The organism is Microbulbifer sp. MCCC 1A16149, assembly GCF_050368945.1.
Lineage (GTDB): Bacteria > Pseudomonadota > Gammaproteobacteria > Pseudomonadales > Cellvibrionaceae > Microbulbifer.
In genome coordinates, this window is record NZ_CP185959.1 from 1,396,840 (window position 1) to 1,414,498 (window position 17,659).

16 protein-coding genes are annotated in these 17,659 nt (G+C 57.8%); 14 read left to right on the plus strand and 2 right to left on the minus strand.

Annotated elements, in window-relative coordinates; translation table 11 throughout:
* Positions 1-266: 266 nt before the first annotated feature.
* The 13 genes from pyrH to rnhB all read left to right on the plus strand — a co-directional run bounded on the left by pyrH (position 267) and on the right by rnhB (position 13,746).
* Positions 267-1,004 carry a UMP kinase gene (pyrH, locus tag ACONT6_RS05855; RefSeq protein ID WP_078084825.1) on the plus strand — a complete coding sequence of 246 codons (738 nt, stop codon included), beginning with the start codon at positions 267-269 and terminating at the stop codon, positions 1,002-1,004.
* Positions 1,001-1,558 carry a ribosome recycling factor gene (gene frr / locus ACONT6_RS05860; RefSeq protein ID WP_428820833.1) on the plus strand — a complete coding sequence of 186 codons (558 nt, stop codon included), beginning with the start codon at positions 1,001-1,003 and terminating at the stop codon, positions 1,556-1,558. Before pyrH ends, frr begins: the two co-directional genes overlap by 4 nt.
* Positions 1,558-2,319: a polyprenyl diphosphate synthase gene (uppS, locus tag ACONT6_RS05865; protein ID WP_428820834.1), complete on the plus strand. Its 762-nt coding sequence runs from the start codon at positions 1,558-1,560 to the stop codon at positions 2,317-2,319. The genes frr and uppS overlap by 1 nt, the downstream gene beginning before the upstream one ends.
* Positions 2,320-2,406: 87 nt before the next feature.
* Entirely contained in the window at positions 2,407-3,252 is an 846-nt protein-coding gene (locus ACONT6_RS05870; protein ID WP_428820835.1) for a phosphatidate cytidylyltransferase, read from the plus strand.
* 124 nt (positions 3,253-3,376) lie between these two features.
* On the plus strand, positions 3,377-4,609 hold the full coding sequence (gene ispC / locus ACONT6_RS05875) for a 1-deoxy-D-xylulose-5-phosphate reductoisomerase (protein ID WP_428820836.1): 1,233 nt from the start codon (positions 3,377-3,379) through the stop codon (positions 4,607-4,609).
* Between the two features lie 9 nt (positions 4,610-4,618).
* Positions 4,619-5,977, plus strand: coding sequence for an RIP metalloprotease RseP (gene rseP, locus ACONT6_RS05880; RefSeq protein ID WP_428820837.1), 1,359 nt, complete (start codon positions 4,619-4,621; stop codon positions 5,975-5,977).
* Positions 5,978-6,060: 83 nt separating this feature from the next.
* Positions 6,061-8,631 carry an outer membrane protein assembly factor BamA gene (bamA, locus tag ACONT6_RS05885; protein ID WP_428820838.1) on the plus strand — a complete coding sequence of 857 codons (2,571 nt, stop codon included), beginning with the start codon at positions 6,061-6,063 and terminating at the stop codon, positions 8,629-8,631.
* 182 nt (positions 8,632-8,813) lie between these two features.
* Positions 8,814-9,329 (plus strand): OmpH family outer membrane protein, encoded by a 516-nt coding sequence (locus ACONT6_RS05890; protein ID WP_428820839.1) that lies wholly within the window; start codon positions 8,814-8,816, stop codon positions 9,327-9,329.
* Positions 9,330-9,359: 30 nt separating this feature from the next.
* Positions 9,360-10,457 carry a UDP-3-O-(3-hydroxymyristoyl)glucosamine N-acyltransferase gene (lpxD, locus tag ACONT6_RS05895; protein WP_428820840.1) on the plus strand — a complete coding sequence of 366 codons (1,098 nt, stop codon included), beginning with the start codon at positions 9,360-9,362 and terminating at the stop codon, positions 10,455-10,457.
* Between the two features lie 94 nt (positions 10,458-10,551).
* Positions 10,552-10,989 (plus strand): 3-hydroxyacyl-ACP dehydratase FabZ, encoded by a 438-nt coding sequence (gene fabZ, locus ACONT6_RS05900; protein ID WP_428820841.1) that lies wholly within the window; start codon positions 10,552-10,554, stop codon positions 10,987-10,989.
* 174 nt (positions 10,990-11,163) lie between these two features.
* A complete protein-coding gene (lpxA, locus tag ACONT6_RS05905; RefSeq protein ID WP_428820842.1) occupies positions 11,164-11,943 on the plus strand; it encodes an acyl-ACP--UDP-N-acetylglucosamine O-acyltransferase in 780 nt (259 codons plus the stop codon).
* 39 nt (positions 11,944-11,982) lie between these two features.
* The gene (gene lpxB, locus ACONT6_RS05910; protein WP_428821479.1) at positions 11,983-13,110 is read left to right on the plus strand and encodes a lipid-A-disaccharide synthase; all 1,128 of its coding nucleotides are present in this window, start codon (positions 11,983-11,985) and stop codon (positions 13,108-13,110) included.
* A gap of 21 nt (positions 13,111-13,131) precedes the next feature.
* The gene (gene rnhB / locus ACONT6_RS05915; RefSeq protein WP_428820843.1) at positions 13,132-13,746 is read left to right on the plus strand and encodes a ribonuclease HII; all 615 of its coding nucleotides are present in this window, start codon (positions 13,132-13,134) and stop codon (positions 13,744-13,746) included.
* Between the two features lie 48 nt (positions 13,747-13,794).
* Here rnhB and ACONT6_RS05920 read toward each other — a convergent pair whose 3' ends face one another.
* A complete protein-coding gene (locus ACONT6_RS05920; protein ID WP_428820844.1) occupies positions 13,795-15,066 on the minus strand; it encodes an HlyC/CorC family transporter in 1,272 nt (423 codons plus the stop codon).
* A gap of 68 nt (positions 15,067-15,134) precedes the next feature.
* Positions 15,135-15,965 carry a cytochrome C assembly family protein gene (locus ACONT6_RS05925; RefSeq protein ID WP_428820845.1) on the minus strand — a complete coding sequence of 277 codons (831 nt, stop codon included), beginning with the start codon at positions 15,963-15,965 and terminating at the stop codon, positions 15,135-15,137.
* 130 nt (positions 15,966-16,095) lie between these two features.
* Here ACONT6_RS05925 and ffh point away from each other — a divergent pair, with 130 nt between their 5' ends.
* Positions 16,096-17,523, plus strand: a complete 1,428-nt coding sequence (gene ffh / locus ACONT6_RS05930; RefSeq protein WP_428820846.1) for a signal recognition particle protein — start codon at positions 16,096-16,098, stop codon at positions 17,521-17,523.
* Positions 17,524-17,659: the final 136 nt, after the last annotated feature.

Sequence of the window (17,659 nt, forward strand, 5' to 3'; positions counted from 1 at the left end):
TGCCGCTGGCGCCAGCGGGGTGCTCCCGGTGTGTTCATCAGAATACTGCCGGGGCGCCCCGTTGTGGTATCTGGCCTACCGCAATTTGTGCTTAGAATTTGAGCAGTTGGGCGCTCTGCGAGGCCCAATATAGAGTTTGAGGGGCTGCCGAAAGGGCAGGGCCATAGGTAAAGCGCCGAATTTGTTGTAATGTTCGGCGGGCGCCCGACGGAATGTCGGCTGCGTCTCAACACAGAATTTAGCCCGTGACAGTTGAGGAACAATGGATGCCAGGTATTAAAGACCGCAAGTACAAGCGAATCCTGTTAAAGCTCAGCGGAGAAGAGCTGATGGGCGAGCAGGGGTTTGGTATCAGCCCCAAGGTGCTGGACAAAATGGCACTGGAAATTGGCCAATTGGTCGGGATTGGTGTTCAGGTCGGCCTGGTTGTCGGAGGTGGCAACCTGTTTCGCGGCGCGGCCCTGAATGCGGCTGGTCTCGACCGGGTGACCGGCGACCACATGGGTATGCTGGCCACGGTAATGAACGCCCTCGCTCTGCGTGACGCGCTGGAGCGTTCGAATATTTCATCCCGCGTGATGTCGGCGATCCAGATGAGTGGAATCGTGGATCACTACGATCGCCGCGCGGCCATCCGCTATCTCGAGCGGGGTGAGGTTCTGATTTTCGCCGCCGGTACCGGCAATCCGTTTTTTACTACCGACTCTGCAGCCTGTCTGCGCGGTATTGAAATAGAAGCGGAAATGGTACTCAAGGCCACCAAGGTTGACGGTGTGTACTCCGCCGACCCGGTACTGGTGCCCGACGCTACGCGTTATGACCGTCTCACCTACGATGCGGTGCTCGACAAAAAGCTCGGGGTTATGGATTTAACTGCAATTTGCCTCTGCCGCGAACACAACATGCCAGTGCGGGTTTTCCGCATGGATAAAACCGGCGCACTGCTGAATATCGTTGTCGGCGGTGAAGAGGGCACACTTATTGAAGAGGACGTGAATCAGTGATTGAAGATATCAAGAAAGAAGCAGAAGGGCGCATGAAAAAAGCCCTGGAGGCCCTGGGCGGCAACTTCAACAAGATTCGTACTGGCCGTGCGCACCCGAGTATTCTCGACGGTATCCAGGTGTCCTACTACGGTTCTGACACCCCGCTGTCTCAGGTGGCCAATGTCACTGTGGAAGACGCGCGCACCCTGTCAGTGACGCCCTGGGAGAAGAATCTGGTGCCTGATATTGAAAAGGCCATCATGAAGTCTGATCTCGGTCTCAACCCGAGCACTGCCGGTGCGGTGATCCGCATCCCCATGCCGATGCTCACCGAGGAAACGCGTAAAAACTTCATCAAGCAGGCCAGGGGCGAAGCGGAAAGCGCGCGGGTATCCATCCGCAACAACCGCCGCGACGCGCTGGCGGAAGTGAAAGCGCTGGTCAAGGATAAGGAAATTTCCGAAGACGATGAGCGCCGTGCAGCGGATGAAATCCAGAAGCTGACCGACAAATACGTTGCTGAGGTTGAAAAAGCACTGGCAGCAAAAGAAAAAGACTTGATGGAAATCTGATGTCTACTGGCGGTACCGGTGTGGCAGCGCACGAGCAGTTGGGGCCGCGGCACGTCGCCATCATTATGGATGGCAACGGCCGTTGGGCGGCCCGTAGGGGGTTGTCCCCATCCGCCGGACATAAAGCGGGCGTCGAACGGATTCGCGATCTGATCGAGGCCTGCCAGGAGCGCCATATCGAGGTGCTCACGCTGTTTGCCTTTTCCAGCGAGAATTGGCAGCGTCCCCCCAAAGAGGTGGAGCTGCTGATGACCCTGTTCCACTCCTATCTGCGCCGCGAGGCGCGCAAAATGCAGGAGCAGGGTGTGCAATTGCGGGTGATGGGGCGCCGCGACCGGTTTTCCCCTCGTCTGCAGCGGGCGATTGCCGAGGCTGAAGAGCTGACCCGTGAGGGCGGTAATGGCACGCTGGTGATCGCTGCAGATTACGGTGGCCAGTGGGATATTGCGCAAGCCGCCCGTTCGCTGGCGGAAGAGGTTGCCCGTGGTGAGCGATCCCCCGAGTCGATTGACGATAAGGCGCTGGGGGAGCGTGTGCAGCTGGCGGACCTGCCGCCGGTGGATCTGTTGATCCGCTCCAGCGGCGAACAGCGAATCAGTAACTTCATTCTCTGGCAGGCTGCTTACAGTGAGTTCTATTTCACTGAAACACTGTGGCCTGATTTCGGGGTTGAGGAATTGGATAGTGCTCTGAATGCATACCGGCGGCGGGATCGCCGCTACGGTGGCCGGAGTGACGGTGGCCTGGAAGCGCACGCCTGAGGCCAAGGCAAGAAACTGGAATGTGCGCTGGATGACTGGGTGCCGTGCTCAGCCAGCCACCAGAATAAATAGATCAAGGGTTTAACGGTGCTAAAACAACGAATAATTACCGCGCTGGTGTTGGTCGCTTTTTTCCTCGGGCTGCTCTTCTGGGTGCCTCTGCAGTGGTTCTCCCTCGCCGTTGGCGCGATCATCGTGCTCGGTGGTTGGGAGTGGGCCAATCTCTCTAACCTGAATCGCGCATTGCGGTTCGTGTTCCTGGCAGCGCTGGGTGCAGCACTGGTTGCTACCGCGCGCTACGTTTTCAATTTTGATTTCTCCAGCCCCGATACCGATCGCGCCCGCCAGATTCTGGCTGTAGCGTGCGGTTGGTGGGCGCTGGCATTTTTGTGGGTGCAGGGGTACCCGGCCAGTGCCATGTTGTGGGGCAATCGCTGGGCTCGGGGTCTGATCGGGCTTGTGGTGCTGGTGCCGGCCTGGCTGTCTGTGGTCATTTTGCAGGGGCAGGATCACGGTGCCTGGCTAGTACTGTTCGTGGTGGCCATTGTAGTCGCTGCGGATGTGGGCGCCTATTTCGTGGGCCGCAAATTCGGTAAGCACAAGCTGGCGCGTGAGGTAAGCCCTGGGAAATCCTGGGAGGGTTTCTTCGGGGGGCTGGCGGCCTGTCTGGTGCTGGCGCTGGCAGTCTCATACGCCTTCGATCTGCCGACCAAAAACACCATATTGTTCACTTTTGGTGTGCTGGTGACCGCCTTGGCGTCGGTGATTGGCGATCTGGTCGAAAGTATGTTCAAGCGTCATCGCGGTATCAAGGACAGCAGTCGTATCCTGCCCGGGCACGGCGGTATTCTTGATCGGCTCGACAGCCTCACTGCAGCGCTGCCGGTATTTACCATGGCGGCGCTTGCCAGCGAACTGCCCAAATATCTGTGATAAGTATTCAGGCGTAGCGCATATTTTGCTTGTGATTGTCCCTGCTACTGCACCGTCGACGAAAATTGGCCCTGCGACCGGATCTGCCGGATTCGTGTGCAGGGCACTGAGGTAATTCGTTTCCATGCATTCCACCATTCCACAACCTGTTTGTGTTCTCGGGTCCACCGGGTCCATCGGCGTCAGTACGCTGGATGTGCTTGCGCGTCACCCGGATAAGTACTCGGTGTTTGCCCTTACTGCCCGTGATCGGGTGGAGGAACTGGCGCAGCAGTGCCGCAAGTACGCACCGCGCTATGCGGTGGTTCTCGAGAAACAGAAGGCCCAGCAGTTGCAGCTGGCATTGAGCAGCGAAGACCTGCCCACCGAAGTGCTGTGGGGCGTGGATGCCCTGTGCCGGGTGGCGTCCGACGCCGAAGTGGCTGTGGTAATGGCCGCTATTGTAGGTGCGGCGGGCCTGCAGCCGACCCTCGCCGCCGTGCGAGCAGGTAAAAAGGTGCTGTTGGCCAACAAGGAATCCCTGGTGATGGCGGGGCCGCTGTTTATGGCTGCGCTGGCGGAAAGTGACGCCCAGCTACTGCCCATCGACAGTGAGCACAATGCTATTTTCCAGTGCCTGCCGTATCCGTGCGGAGACCTGCAGCAGGCGGGTGTCGAACGCATACTGCTCACCGGGTCCGGTGGCCCTTTCCGCACCACCGCGCTCGAGGCACTGGACAGCGTCACGCCGGATGAGGCGTGTAACCATCCCAACTGGTCTATGGGTCGCAAAATCTCCGTAGATTCCGCGACAATGATGAACAAGGGGCTTGAATTCATCGAGGCCTGCTATCTTTTTCACGCCACCCCGGCGGATATCCAGGTGGTGGTGCATCCCCAGAGTATCGTCCATTCCATGGTGCAGTATCGCGATGGCTCCCTATTGGCACAGATGGGCAATCCGGATATGCGTACCCCTATTGCCCACGCGCTGGCTTTCCCTGAGCGTATCGACAGCGGGGTTTCGGCCCTGGACCTGATTGCCCAGGGGCGACTCGACTTTGAGGCGCCGGATGAGGCGCGTTTTCCCTGTCTGCGACTGGCGCGGGAAGCGATGGAGGCCGGGGGCAGTGCACCCACGGTACTAAACGCTGCCAATGAGGTCGCCGTCGATGCCTTTCTTGGGGGCGATTTACCCTTCCCGGGAATTGCCCGGGTAATTGAAAAGGTCATGAAAACCACCCCTGTGGTTGAACTGACAGACCTGAATGCAGTCGAACTCGCTGACCGGATCGCTCGCGAGCGGGCCTGCGAAGTGTTGGAAGAGCTGTACGGCACCCACAAGGGCATGCCGTGCCCGCAATCGAGATCAATGTAAACTGACCCCATGCTAGATTTTTTACAGACTGCAGTCTGGGCCCTGGTTGCCCTCGGTGTGCTGGTGAGCTTTCACGAGTTTGGCCACTTTATTGTGGCGCGCTGGTGTGGGGTCAAGGTGCTGCGCTTCTCCGTCGGTTTCGGCCGCCGTCTGGTGTCCCGTTACGACCGTCACGGCACCGAATTCACCATTTCCGCCATCCCGCTCGGCGGCTACGTCAAGATGCTTGATGAGCGCGAAGGCACCGTGGCGCCAGAAGAGTTGGACCAGGCGTTTAACCGCAAGAGTGTCTGGAAGCGGATGGCCATTGCGGCCGCGGGCCCCGTTGCCAACTTTCTGCTGGCGATTGTTCTGTTCTGGGGTGTTTTCCTTGGTGGAACTTCCGGGCCGGTCCCGATCGTGGATTCAGTAGAGCCGGGCAGCCTGGCGGCTGTGGCGGGTCTTGAATCCGGCCAGGAAATCCTTGCCATCGACGACCAGCCCACGCCGACGTGGCAGGCGCTCAACTGGCAGCTGGCCAACCGACTCGGCGACTCCGGGGATATCAAGTTTTCGGTGCGCTACCCGGACTCCTCGCTCGAGTACCACATGTACGCAGATATCGAGCGCTGGCTGGCGGGGCGCGAAGTGCCGGATCCGCTGGAAGAGATTGGCGTAAAGCTGTGGATACCCTCGGTGAGCATGAAGCTCGCCCGGGTAAACCCGGACACTCCTGCAGAACGCGGTGGTCTGCAGGCGGGCGACGAAGTGGTCGGCAGCGACGGGCGCAGCTTCGATACCTGGGAAGCCTGGACGGACTATATCAAGGCGCACCCTGAGCAGCCGGTGGAAGTGGCGGTAATGCGTGATGGTGCGGAGCAGCGGGTGTCGATTACCCCCGATGCAGTGAAACTCGACAATGGCGAGACCATAGGGCGCATAGGTGTGCTGCCAGTGGCGGCCTCCTGGCCGGAAGACAAGGTGCGCCGGTATCACTACAGCGTGTTCGGTGCGCTGAATAAAGGGCTTGAGGAAACCTGGGGTAAGACGGTCTTTACTCTCGAAAGCCTGAAAAAACTGCTGTTCGGGCAGCTCTCTACCCGTAACTTGAGCGGCCCAATCACCATTGCTAAAGTGGCCGGCACTTCAGCGGATGCAGGCTGGCAGTCTTTCCTGTCACTGTTGGCGCTGCTGAGTATCAGTCTCGGCGTGTTGAATCTTCTGCCTATCCCGGTTCTCGACGGTGGGCATCTCCTTTACTACGGTATTGAGGCCATCAAGGGCTCTCCGGTATCGGAGAGAGTGCAGATGATTGGACTGCAGGTAGGTATGGCGATGGTGCTCGGTATTATGGCGCTGGCGTTGTACAACGACATCTTGCGTCTTTAGGGTTCTGCCTCGATAGGTGAGGTGGAATAAGAACGGGCAATCTGGCCCGGCTGGAATTGCGAATAACAACTCGGAATTAGTAGATGAAGAATTTCCTGAAAGCGGCTTCGCTTGGCCTGGCACTGCCAATTGCTGCCTATGCCCAGTCGTTTGTGGTCAACGATATTCGCGTTGAGGGCCTGCAGCGGGTTTCTGCCGGTTCAGTCTTTGCCGCGCTGCCTGTACGGGTGGGTGACCAGATCGAAAGCCTGGATATCCAGAGCGCCACCCGCGCGCTGTTCCGTACCGGATACTTTCAGGATATCCAGATAGGTCGCGAAAGTGGCGTGCTGGTGATTACCGTGCGTGAGCGCCCGGCGATTTCAAAAATCGAAATTACCGGTAACAAGGCGATCAAGACCGAAGATCTGCTCAAAGGTATGAACGACAATGGCCTCGCGGAAGGCCAGATCTTCAAGCGCGCCACCCTCGAGGGTCTCGCTCAGGAACTGCAGCGCCAGTATGTTGCGCAGGGCCGCTACGGCGCCAGTGTGAAAACCGAGGTTAAAGAGCTGCCGCGCAACCAGGTTGAACTGAAGGTTGTGGTGGACGAAGGCTCTGTTGCCGCTATCAAGCACATTAATGTTGTCGGCAACCGCGCATTTTCCGACGATGAGCTGGCAGAGATTTTCGAGCTCCAGACCACCGGCTGGTTGTCCTGGCTGAACAGTGATGACAAATACTCTCGGGAAAAGCTGACCGGCGACCTGGAGCGGCTCGAGTCCTACTATCTCGACCGGGGCTACCTGGAATTCAAAATTGATTCCACCCAGGTTTCATTGAGCCCGGACAAGCAGAGTGTATTCATCACCGTGAACATTACCGAAGGCGATGTATACACGGTTTCTGATGTGGAGCTGGCCGGCGATCCAGTGGTTTCCGAAGAGGAGATCCGCCGCTTGCTTCTGGTGCGCAAAGGGCAGACTTTTTCTCAGGTGCTGATGACCACCACTTCCGATTACATTACCAAGCGTCTTGGTAATGAGGGTTATACCTTTGCCGAAGTTAACGGCATGCCGGAAGCGAATGAAGACGACAAAACCGTAAAAGTGACTTTCTTTATCGATCCGGGTAAGCGCGCTTATGTGCGCCGGATCAATTTCCGCGGCAACACGCGCACTTCTGACGATGTGCTGCGCCGTGAAATGCGCCAGATGGAGTCTGCATCGGCATCCTCTGCCCGTATCGAGCAGTCCAAGGTGCGTCTCGAGCGCCTGGGTTACTTCAAGGAAGTTCAGGTGGAAACCACCGAGGTTCCCGGTACTTCCGACCAGATCGACGTGGAGTACACCGTAGAGGAGCAGCCATCCGGTACCATCGGCGGTACTGTGGGTTACGCGCAGGGCAGTGGCCTGGTGCTGGGTGCCAATGTTCAGGAAAACAACTGGCTTGGTACCGGTAAATCCGTTGGTTTTGCGGTGAATACCTCCAGATACCAGTCGGTGGTGAACTTCTCCTATACGGATCCGTATTTCACGCCGGATGGAGTCAGCCGCGGTTTCAATGTGTTCTATCAGGAGCGTGATTACTCTGAGATCAACCTCTCCAGCTATAACACCACCACCTATGGTGCAGGTCTGAGCTTCGGTTATCCGATCTCTGAGATCTCCCGTGTCGGTCTGAATGTCGGGTTTAACCACCTGGAATTGAGCACCCATAGCAACTCCGTCCAGGAGATCGTGGCGTCACCGCGTCCGTTGAGTAACGTGACCGGCCAAATCGATCTTAGCGATCGCCAGGCAGTACTGGATGAGCTCGGTGTGGCCGTTGAAGATGGTGTTGCCCTGGATCTGAGTATGCCCGTTGAGCCAGGCCTGCTGAATACGGACTTCAATGGTTTTGTGGATCTCTACGGAGACGAGTTCGATTCCTGGTCCCTGACCACGTCCTATGCGCGTTCCACTCTGAACCGCGGGATTCTCGCGACCCGGGGTGCTTCACAGCGCGCCTCCATGGAAATAGCCCTTCCTGGTGGTGACCTCGAATATTACAAGTTTATTTATACCGCCCAGTATTTCCGTCCTCTTACCAAGGATCTGACCCTGCGTCTGCGTACGCGCCTCGGTTATGCGGAAGGGTATGGTGATACTGGTCAGCTGCCGTTTTTTGAGAACTTCTACGGCGGCGGTTTCGGCTCCGTGCGTGGATTTGAGCGGAACTCTCTGGGGCCGCGCTCAACCCCTGCCGAATCTTACCTGAGTGAGGCATGTGCGGTGGACGCCGAGGGCAACGTGAGCAAGCGTTGTTATCTGCTGAACACCGCAACCGATGAGCTGGCGACCCAGTCAACCGGTCGCAGACCGGATCCTTTTGGTGGCAATATCCTGGTCGAAGGCAGCGCGGAAGTCATCTTCCCGATCCCCTTTGTGAAAGACCAGCGCTCAATGCAGTCTGCGTTCTTTATCGATGCGGGTAACGTTTTCAGCTCGAACTGTGGCGTAACCCAGCTCAACTGTTACGATATTGACGCCAAATACCTCAATGTTTCAGCGGGTGTTGGCCTGACCTGGATCACCGGATTTGGTCCGCTGACCTTCAGCCTTTCCAAGGCGCTGGAGCAGAATGAGGATGATGAAATTGAAGTATTCCAGTTCTCACTGGGTAACAGCTTCTAATTTATGGATGTAGTCCCTGTTAATTTTCCCGGTTGCGCAAGTTGCTCAACCGGACGGGACAAACTCATGGAAACTAGCGCCAATTCTCGATAGGGTTGCAGCCCCGGGAAGCGGGTAGAGAAATTGATAATAATCTGCGCTCTGGTTAGCGCGGGAAACGGACAGAGATACGGAGAATAATCGTGTTCAAATTTGTAAAAGCAAGTGCAATTCTGCTGGCGGGCCTGTTGTTCACCGGTGCGGCGGTAGCGCAATCCAAAGTCGCGGTGGTGAATATTCAGGCTGCGATCATGAGCACTGAAAAAGCCTCGTCCAAAATCAACGCCCTGAAAACCAGCTCCGAATACTCGCAGCTGCAGAACAGTGCAGAGAGCATTCGCTCTGAAGTGCAGAAAATGGCCGAAGACGCCCAGAAAAATGGCGTTACCTGGTCTGAAGAAAAAAAGGCCGAGCACCAGCGCAAGATGAATTTCAAGCGCTCCGATTTTGAAACTGCGGTTAAGAAACTGCGTGCGATGGAAGGTCAGGCCGTTCAGGATCTGCAGAAGGACCAGCTGCCGAAAGCCAAAGCTGTTCTGGAAGAACTGATCAAAGAGCGCAAGCTGGACCTGGTTCTGGATGCGACCGCTGCGGTTTACGCCGGTACCAATGCCAACCTCACCGAAGAGTTGGTGAAGCGCCTGAACGCGGCAAAATAAGCCGTCCCAGTTAGCGTTTGGAGCTTTAACATGAGCGAGCAGCCAACACTGGCGCTGTTGGCTGAAAAGCTGGGCGCAGAATTGCGCCTGGCGGCGGGGGGCAGTGCAGATCTGGTTCCCACCGGGTTGAATACCCTGCAAGATGCCAATGAGAGCCAGGTCAGCTTCCTGGCTAGTGCCAACTACCGGCGCTTCCTGGCCGGAACCCGTGCCTGTGCGGTGCTGGTGACTGAAGAGCAGGCGGAATCCTGTCCGGTTTCGGCACTGATTGTTCCCAATCCCTATCACGCTTTCGCGCAGGCGACAGCCATCTACGATACTACTCCCGGCTATGCTGCCGGTATCGACTCCACTGCGCGGGTGGATGTCACCGCACAGGTGCATCCCAGTGTGTACGTGGGGGCCGGTGCGGTAATCGAGGCGCACGTTAGTGTCGCGGAAGGCTCGGTAATCGGTCCCGGTTGTGTGGTTGGCGAGGGAAGTACCATCGGCCCACGTACCCGCCTGTTTCCCGGTGTGGTGATCTATCACGGTTGTGCCATCGGCGCCGACTGTACCGTTCACAGCAATACCGTGATTGGTGCGGATGGCTTCGGGTTTGCCCCTAGTGACGGCAAGTGGACTAAAATCCACCAGTTGGGTGGGGTAGAGATCGGAGACGAAGTGGAGATCGGAGCCAACACTTGTATCGATCGTGGCGCCTTGGGCAATACACTGATCGGTCGCGGGGTCAAGATCGACAACATGGTACAAATCGCGCACAATGTGCAGATTGGTGACTACTCAGCCATGGCTGCATGCTCGGCGGTTGCCGGCAGTGCCATCATAGGCAAGCACTGTACGATCGCCGGCGGCGTGGGAATTGTCGGCCATGTGACCATTGCTGATCGCACACACGTCACTGCGCGCACCCTCGTCACCAAGTCCATCGAGGAAACTGGCTCCTATTCCAGTGGCATACCATTCTCCGATAGTCGTTCCTGGCGCCGCAATGCGGTGCGCTTCGGGCAACTTGACCAGATGGCACGCCGCCTCACTGGCGTTGAAAAAGCGCTGCAGGAGGCTGTACAGGAAAAGGCTTCTCGGGAAGACGTTTCAGACAGTACGCCGCAAGGTGGAGTGGACTGAGGTCGGTTTTTACCGGACTCGGTTCTTAAATAGATATTTATCAGTTAATTCGGGGCGTTTGGCGCCCCGAAGTGGTTTCTGGGGACAAATCGTCATGATGGACGTACAGGAAATTCGTCAATACCTGCCGCACCGCTATCCTTTTCTTCTGGTAGACCGTGTCGTCGAACTGGAAGAGGGCAAGTTGATCAAGGGCTATAAAAATATCTCAATTAATGAAGAGGTATTTAATGGCCACTTTCCGGAAGTGCCGATTTTCCCGGGGGTCATGATCGTTGAGGCCCTCGCACAGGTTTCTGGAATTCTTGGGTTCAAAACCCTCGGCCAGAAGCCCGAAGACGGCTATCTCTACCTGTTTGCGGGTATCGACAATGTGCGCTTCAAGCGCCAGGTAATACCGGGAGATCGCCTGCAACTGGAATCTGAGGTGGTTTCCGAGCGCCGCGGTATCTGGAAATTTGCCGGAAAGGCCAGTGTCGATGGCGAGCTGGCGGCGTCAGCGGACATCCTTTGCGCTGTTAAAAAGATCTGATTCCGCAGAAAACCCTGTCTGGTTGCGATGGGCCTGGCTCATTGTGACCAAATTGTTTTTTATATTCGCCGTTCGTGGGTAAAGTAGCAAAGTTGTCTGCGCTGCCGGTTTCGGGTCTTTCTCGACTGTAGGCCAGCGCACGCTTAACTGAGCCGGTGAGGAGAAGACCACAGAATGCAGACCAGTATTCACCCGACCGCCATCGTCGACGATTCGGCGAAAATTGGTGAGGGCGTGAAGATAGGCCCCTACAGCGTCATCGGGCCGGACGTGGAAATCGGCGATGGCTGTGAAATTGCCTCCCATGTTGTTCTCAGTGGACCGACTACGCTGGGGAAAAACAATCACATCTATCAGTTTGCCACCGTAGGGCAGGATACGCCGGACAAGAAATACCAGGGTGAGGCCACGACCCTGGTGATCGGCGATAACAACGTCATTCGTGAAGGTGTCACCATCCATCGCGGTACCGTGCAGGATCGCGGCGAGACCACTATTGGCAATGACAATCTGCTGATGGCTTACGCGCATATCGGTCATGATAGTGTCATTGGCAATCACACCATTCTGGTCAATAACGTGGCCCTGGCAGGTCATGTATTCGTGCGCGACTGGGCAATTCTGAGCGGTTACACCCTAGTGCACCAGCACTGCACCATCGGTGAACATGCATTTACCGGCATGGGTGCGGGTATCGGCAAGGATGTTCCCGCTTATGTGATGGTGGCTGGCAACCCGGCTGAGGCCAAGACCATCAATGCGGAAGGTCTGCGTCGCAGGGGCTTCAGCAGGGAAGAGATTTCCCTGATCAACAAGGCCTACAAAATCGTTTATCGCCGCGGTCTGACTACCGACGAAGCGCTGGAATCCCTGGCCAGCCTCCGGCAGGAGTCGGCGGTCATTCAGCCCTGGATCGATTCCCTGGAAAACTCCACCCGCGGCATCGTTCGCTGAGGTAACTGCGTGTCTGAGCGAGAAGTGTTGCGCATCGGTATGCTCGCCGGTGAGGCGTCGGGAGATATTCTCGGTGCGGGCCTGATAGCGGCGCTGCAAAAGCGTTTCCGCCAGATAGAAGTGGTGGGTATTGCGGGGCCCCGCATGCAAGCCCTCGGTGCCGAGTCTCTGTTTCCAATGGAGCGGTTGTCGGTTATGGGGCTGGTGGAACCGCTCAAGCGCCTTCCCGAGCTGCTGAAGATCCGTCGCTCACTGCGCCAGCACTTTATTGCCAATCCCCCTGACTTGTTTATCGGCATCGATTCGCCAGACTTTAACCTGGGTCTCGAAGAGGCGCTGCGCTCCGCGGGAATTCCCACCATGCACTACGTCAGCCCATCGGTATGGGCCTGGCGTCAGGGGCGGATAAAGAAAATCGCGCGGGCCGTCGACCATATGTTGACCCTGCTGCCTTTTGAGGCCGAGTTTTACCGGGAGCACGATGTTCCTGTGACATTTGTGGGCCACCCGCTGGCAGATGAAATTCCACTGGAAGTCGATGTTCAGGCGGCAAGGCGTGCCCTCGGGTTTGCCGAAGACGACCAGGTGGTGGCTCTGCTGCCGGGGAGTCGCGGAGGAGAGGTGCGATTACTGGGGCCGCTCTTTCTGCAGGCCGCGCAATGGTGTTACCAGCGCCGCCGCAATCTCCGTTTCGTGTTGCCCGCTGCCAGTGCCGAGCGCAAGGCGCAGTTACAGCAGCAGGTTGCCGATCTTCCAGGTGCGGAGGAGTTGCCGCTGACGATTCTCGATGGCCAGTCCCAGCAGGCGCTGGCGGCAGCAGATGCCGTGCTGATTGCATCGGGTACCGCCACCCTGGAAACCATGCTGATGAACAAGCCCATGGTGGTGGCCTACAAGATGGCGAGCCTGTCCTACGCCATTTTTTCCCGCATGTTACACACGCCCTGGGTATCCCTGCCCAACTTGTTGGCACAGCGCGAGTTGGTGCCTGAAATTCTTCAGGACGATGCCACCCCGGAGGCTCTGGGTGCGGCATTGCTGAATTATTTTGACGACCCATTACTTGGTGATCAGCTGCGCAGAACCTTCAGCGAGATGCACCAGGAGTTGCGCCGCGATGCGTCCGAAAAGGCCGCGGACGCGGTATGCAATCTCATCAAGCAATAATCCCTACAGAATCCAGCCATCATGAAAGCCAAATCTTCCCTGCCTCCCTATGTCTGCAGTTACACCGGTGATCTTCTGGCGGGTGTCGATGAGGTGGGGCGGGGCCCGCTTGCGGGTGATGTGGTGGCGGCAGCGGTCATCCTGGATCCTCAGAACCCGGTGGTGGGGCTGGCAGACTCCAAGAAATTGTCCGAGAAAAAGCGCGAGGCACTGTTTGACGAAATCCGCGAAAAGGCGCTGGCTTTTGCTGTTGCCCGCGCCACGGTGGCGGAAATTGATCAGCTCAACATTCTCCATGCCAGCATGTTGGCTATGAAGCGAGCGGTAGAGCAGTTGCCGGTGCAGCCCGAATACGTGCTGGTAGATGGCAACCGCAAGCCGCAGTGGCACTACGAGTGCGACACGGTGGTGAAGGGGGATGACAGGGTTGCTTCGATTGCGGCGGCGTCGATTCTGGCAAAAGTGACTCGGGATAGGGAAATGGTTGAGCTGGATCAGCAATATCCCGGCTACGGCCTGGCCGGCCACAAGGGGTACCCGACCAAGGTGCATATGGAAGCCCTGGCACGGCTGGGTGCAACGCCGGTGCACAGGAAAAGCTTTGCGCCGGTGCGGCGCCAGCTGGAGCTGATCTGAGTCCTGTCAGTTTCGGTCAGCTGACGGCGGTGCCCTCTGGCCGCACCTTCAGGTGCGGGCCTTTCTGATACGCGCGCTGGTAATCATCTTGTCGGACACTTCCACAATCTCGATCAGATAGTCCTGGATGTAGAGGCTGATATTGCCCTCCGGAATACTTTCGAGGTGTTCCATGATCAGTCCGTTAAATGTCTTGGGGCCGTCAGTGGGTAGGTGCCAGTGCAGGGTGCGGTTCATCTCCCGGATGGAGGTGCCGCCGTCTACCAGGTACCAGCCGTCTTCCTGTTTGACGATTTCTTCATCATCGCTGGGCACTGGGCTCGCGGTGAAGTCGCCCACGATCTCTTCCAGCAGATCTTCCAGGGTAACGATTCCCATCACCTCGCCATACTCGTCCACCACCAGGCCCATACGGCGCTTCTTCTGCTGGAAATTCATCAGCAGGGTGGGAAGGGGGGTTGCCTCGGGCACGAAGTAGGGCTCGTTGAGGTGGGACTTCAAAGTTTCCGCGGTAAGGTCTTCCGGCCCATCGCGCAGTATCTGAGCCGCGCGGCGGAGGTGCAGTATGCCGACTACCTGGTTGATGTCCCCGCGGTAAACCGGGAGGCGGGTGAAGCTGCTCTCGGCCAGCTGCTGCAGGATGGCTTCTGCGGAATTATCCAGGTCTACACCGATCACCTCGTTGCGCGGGATCATGATGTCTTCCACGGTCGCCTGGTCGAGGTCCAGAACGTTAAGCAGCATGCCTTTGTGTTTGGTCGGCAGCAGTGCGCCGGATTCAAACACCACTGAGCGCAGCTCTTCCGGTGCCAGGTGTTCTGCCTCAGACTCCTTGCCCGCTTCCACGCCCACCAGGCGGGCGAGGGCGTTGGATACGCTGCCCACGAGCCAAACGAAAGGTGAAAGTAAGAAGAGAAGTGGGCGCAGCAACAGGCTGGCGGGGAATGCGATCTTTTCCGGATGCAGGGCGGCGATGGTTTTCGGTGTGACTTCCGCGAAGATCAGTACAACTACGGTCAGCGCTGCGGTGGCGTACCAGACTCCGGCCTCGCCGTAGAGTTTGGTAAACACCGCGCCCGCGATTACTGAGGCGAGGATGTTGACCAGGTTGTTGCCAATCAGGATGACACCGATCAGTTTGTCGGGGCGTGCGAGCAGCTCCATGGCCCTTTTGGCGCCGCGGTGTCCACTTTTCGCTTGATGACGCAGGCGATAGCGATTCAGCGCCATCATGCTGGTTTCGGAGCTGGAAAAGAAAGCGGAAATAACAATCAGCAGGCCTATCAGTGCAAATAACAGGCCGGGCGGCAGGTCGTTCAAGGGGGAGCTCTTTCTGTTGAATCAGGGCGATATTGGATCAGAACGGCGCATGCCGCAAGTCAGGCGGCTCAGCCGCCGGAAAAAATGACTTCCAATGCCAGTTTGCTGCCGAAAAATGCCAGCAGCAGAACGGCAAATGCGGAGAGTGTCCAGCGTACCGCGGTGTTGCCGCGCCAGCCATTTTTCCAGTGTCCCCACAGCAAAATGCTGTACAGGATCCAAGCAAAAATCGACAGTGCGGTTTTGTGAACCAGGTGCTGAGCGAAGAGGTCATCAACGAACAGGGCGCCGGTTATCAGGGATGCGGTCAGTAACAGCTGTCCGAACGCGATCAGGCCGAACAGCAGGCTTTCCATGGTTTGCAGTGGTGGCAGCATCCGGCTCATACCAGCGGGGCGGTGGTTGTGCAATTGCTGGTTGAGCCAGTACAGGTAGATTGCCTGCAGGGTCGCCAGGGTGAGCAGTGCATAGGCCGAGATGGAAAGCAGCGCGTGGGCCGCAATCCCCGGTGAAATCTGCGAGCGCGGTATAGCAGTACCCCACGCGTGTACCGCAGCGAGCTCACTGAGGGCTGCTAGTGGCGCAATTGCGAGTATCAGCAGTGTGAGCTGGTGACGCAGGGAGAGGCACAGTAGAAGCAGGGCGACAGACCAGGTGATCAGCGACAGCATCGCCAGCAGGTCAAAGCGGAAGCCGTTGTCAGCCAGCAGGGTGAATTTCAGGGAGATGGCGTGGGCCACCACGGCGCCGGTGAACAGCCCGAGCAGCAGGGTGCGCCTGCGGGACTGGGATTGGCGAGACAGGGTGACAGCCGCTACTACTGTAGTGGCTATATAGAGTGCAATTGCCATCCAGTGGGCGAATGCCGCCATTAGGGTAAATCCGTCTTGCTGATTCATTATGTGTTCCGGGCAGGCAGTGTGTCACAGCGCGCCTGTGCTGGAAAGCCCGCCTGAGCTATACTGCCGCGTTTTTGGGGTACCGGCGGTAGGCCGGGCCACTACGGCATTTACGATTTGAGAAGGTGATATGTTCGATAACCTGAGCGACCGTCTGTCGTCGGCACTGAAAAAAGTCACAGGTAAGGCTCGCCTGACAGATGACAATATCCGCGACACCCTGCGCGAAGTGCGCAAGGCTCTGCTGGAGGCGGATGTGGCGCTGCCGGTGGTAAAAGCCTTTGTACAGCAGGTGCGTGCCGCGGCTGTGGGCCAGAAGGTCAGCAAGGCGCTGAACCCGGGCCAGCAGTTCGTCAAGATTGTCCAGGACGAGCTGGTCAAGGTCATGGGGGAGGCGGCCACGCCGTTGAACCTGGCGGTCAAGCCGCCGGCAGTCATCCTGATGGCTGGCCTGCAGGGTGCGGGTAAGACCACCAGTGTCGCCAAGCTTTCCAAGTACCTGCAGGAGCGGGAAAAGAAAAAGGTTATGGTGGTGAGTGCCGACGTCTATCGTCCGGCGGCTATCAAGCAGCTCGAAACCCTTGCGGGAGAGGTTGGGGCGATCTTCCACCCCTCCGAGCCGGATCAGAAGCCAGTGGATATCGCGCGCGGCGCGGTAGAGGCGGCGCGCAAGCAGTTCGCCGACGTGCTGATCGTGGATACCGCGGGTCGCCTGCATATCGATGACCAGCTGATGGACGAGATTCGCGAACTTCACGAGGTGCTGGACCCCGCGGAGACCCTGTTCGTGATCGACGCAATGATCGGTCAGGATGCGGTCAATACCGCCAGTGCTTTCAATGATGCGCTGCCGTTGACCGGTGTGGTGCTGACCAAGGCGGACGGTGACGCCCGCGGCGGTGCGGCCCTGTCCGTGCGCCATGTGACTGGCAAGCCGATCAAGTTCATCGGTGTCGGTGAAAAAACCGATGCGCTGGAGACCTTCCACCCGGATCGTATCGCCTCCCGGATTCTGGGGATGGGCGATATCCTCTCGCTGATTGAGCAGGCCGAGCAGAATATTGACCGTTCCAAGGCGGAAAAGCTGGTCAAGAAAGTGCAGAAGGGCAAGGGCTTTGACCTTGAGGACCTGCGCGACCAATTGCAGCAGATGCAGAACATGGGCGGACTTGGCGCCCTGATGGACAAGATGCCCGGTATGGGTGGTCTCGCCCAGGCCGCACAGCAGGCGGATATGGGTAAGGAATTCCGCCGCATGGACGCACTGATCAGTTCCATGACCCCGGACGAACGCCGCAACCCCGACTTGCTGAACGGTTCCCGCAAGCGGCGTATCACCGCCGGTTCCGGCACCCAGATCCAGGATCTGAACCGCCTGCTCAAGCAGCATAAGCAGATGGGCAAGATGATGAAGAAGCTCAAAGGCGGCGGCATGGGCAAAATGATGCGCGGACTGGGCGGATTGCCCGGCATGGGTGGTGGCGCCGGAGGTCTTGGTGGGTCCGGTGGTATGGGTGGAATGCCGGGCGGCCTGCCGCCGGGTTTCCGCAAGAAGTAAGCCGGAATCACCCACGATCCTGGCGGTGTTATTCGCTGCTATACAAACCGTAAAGGGTGCATTAGAATACGCCGCCTTTCAGCTGGCCCTTGGCCGCTGGGCATTGATTTAAAAGCAGATTTTTGTCTCGGCAAAT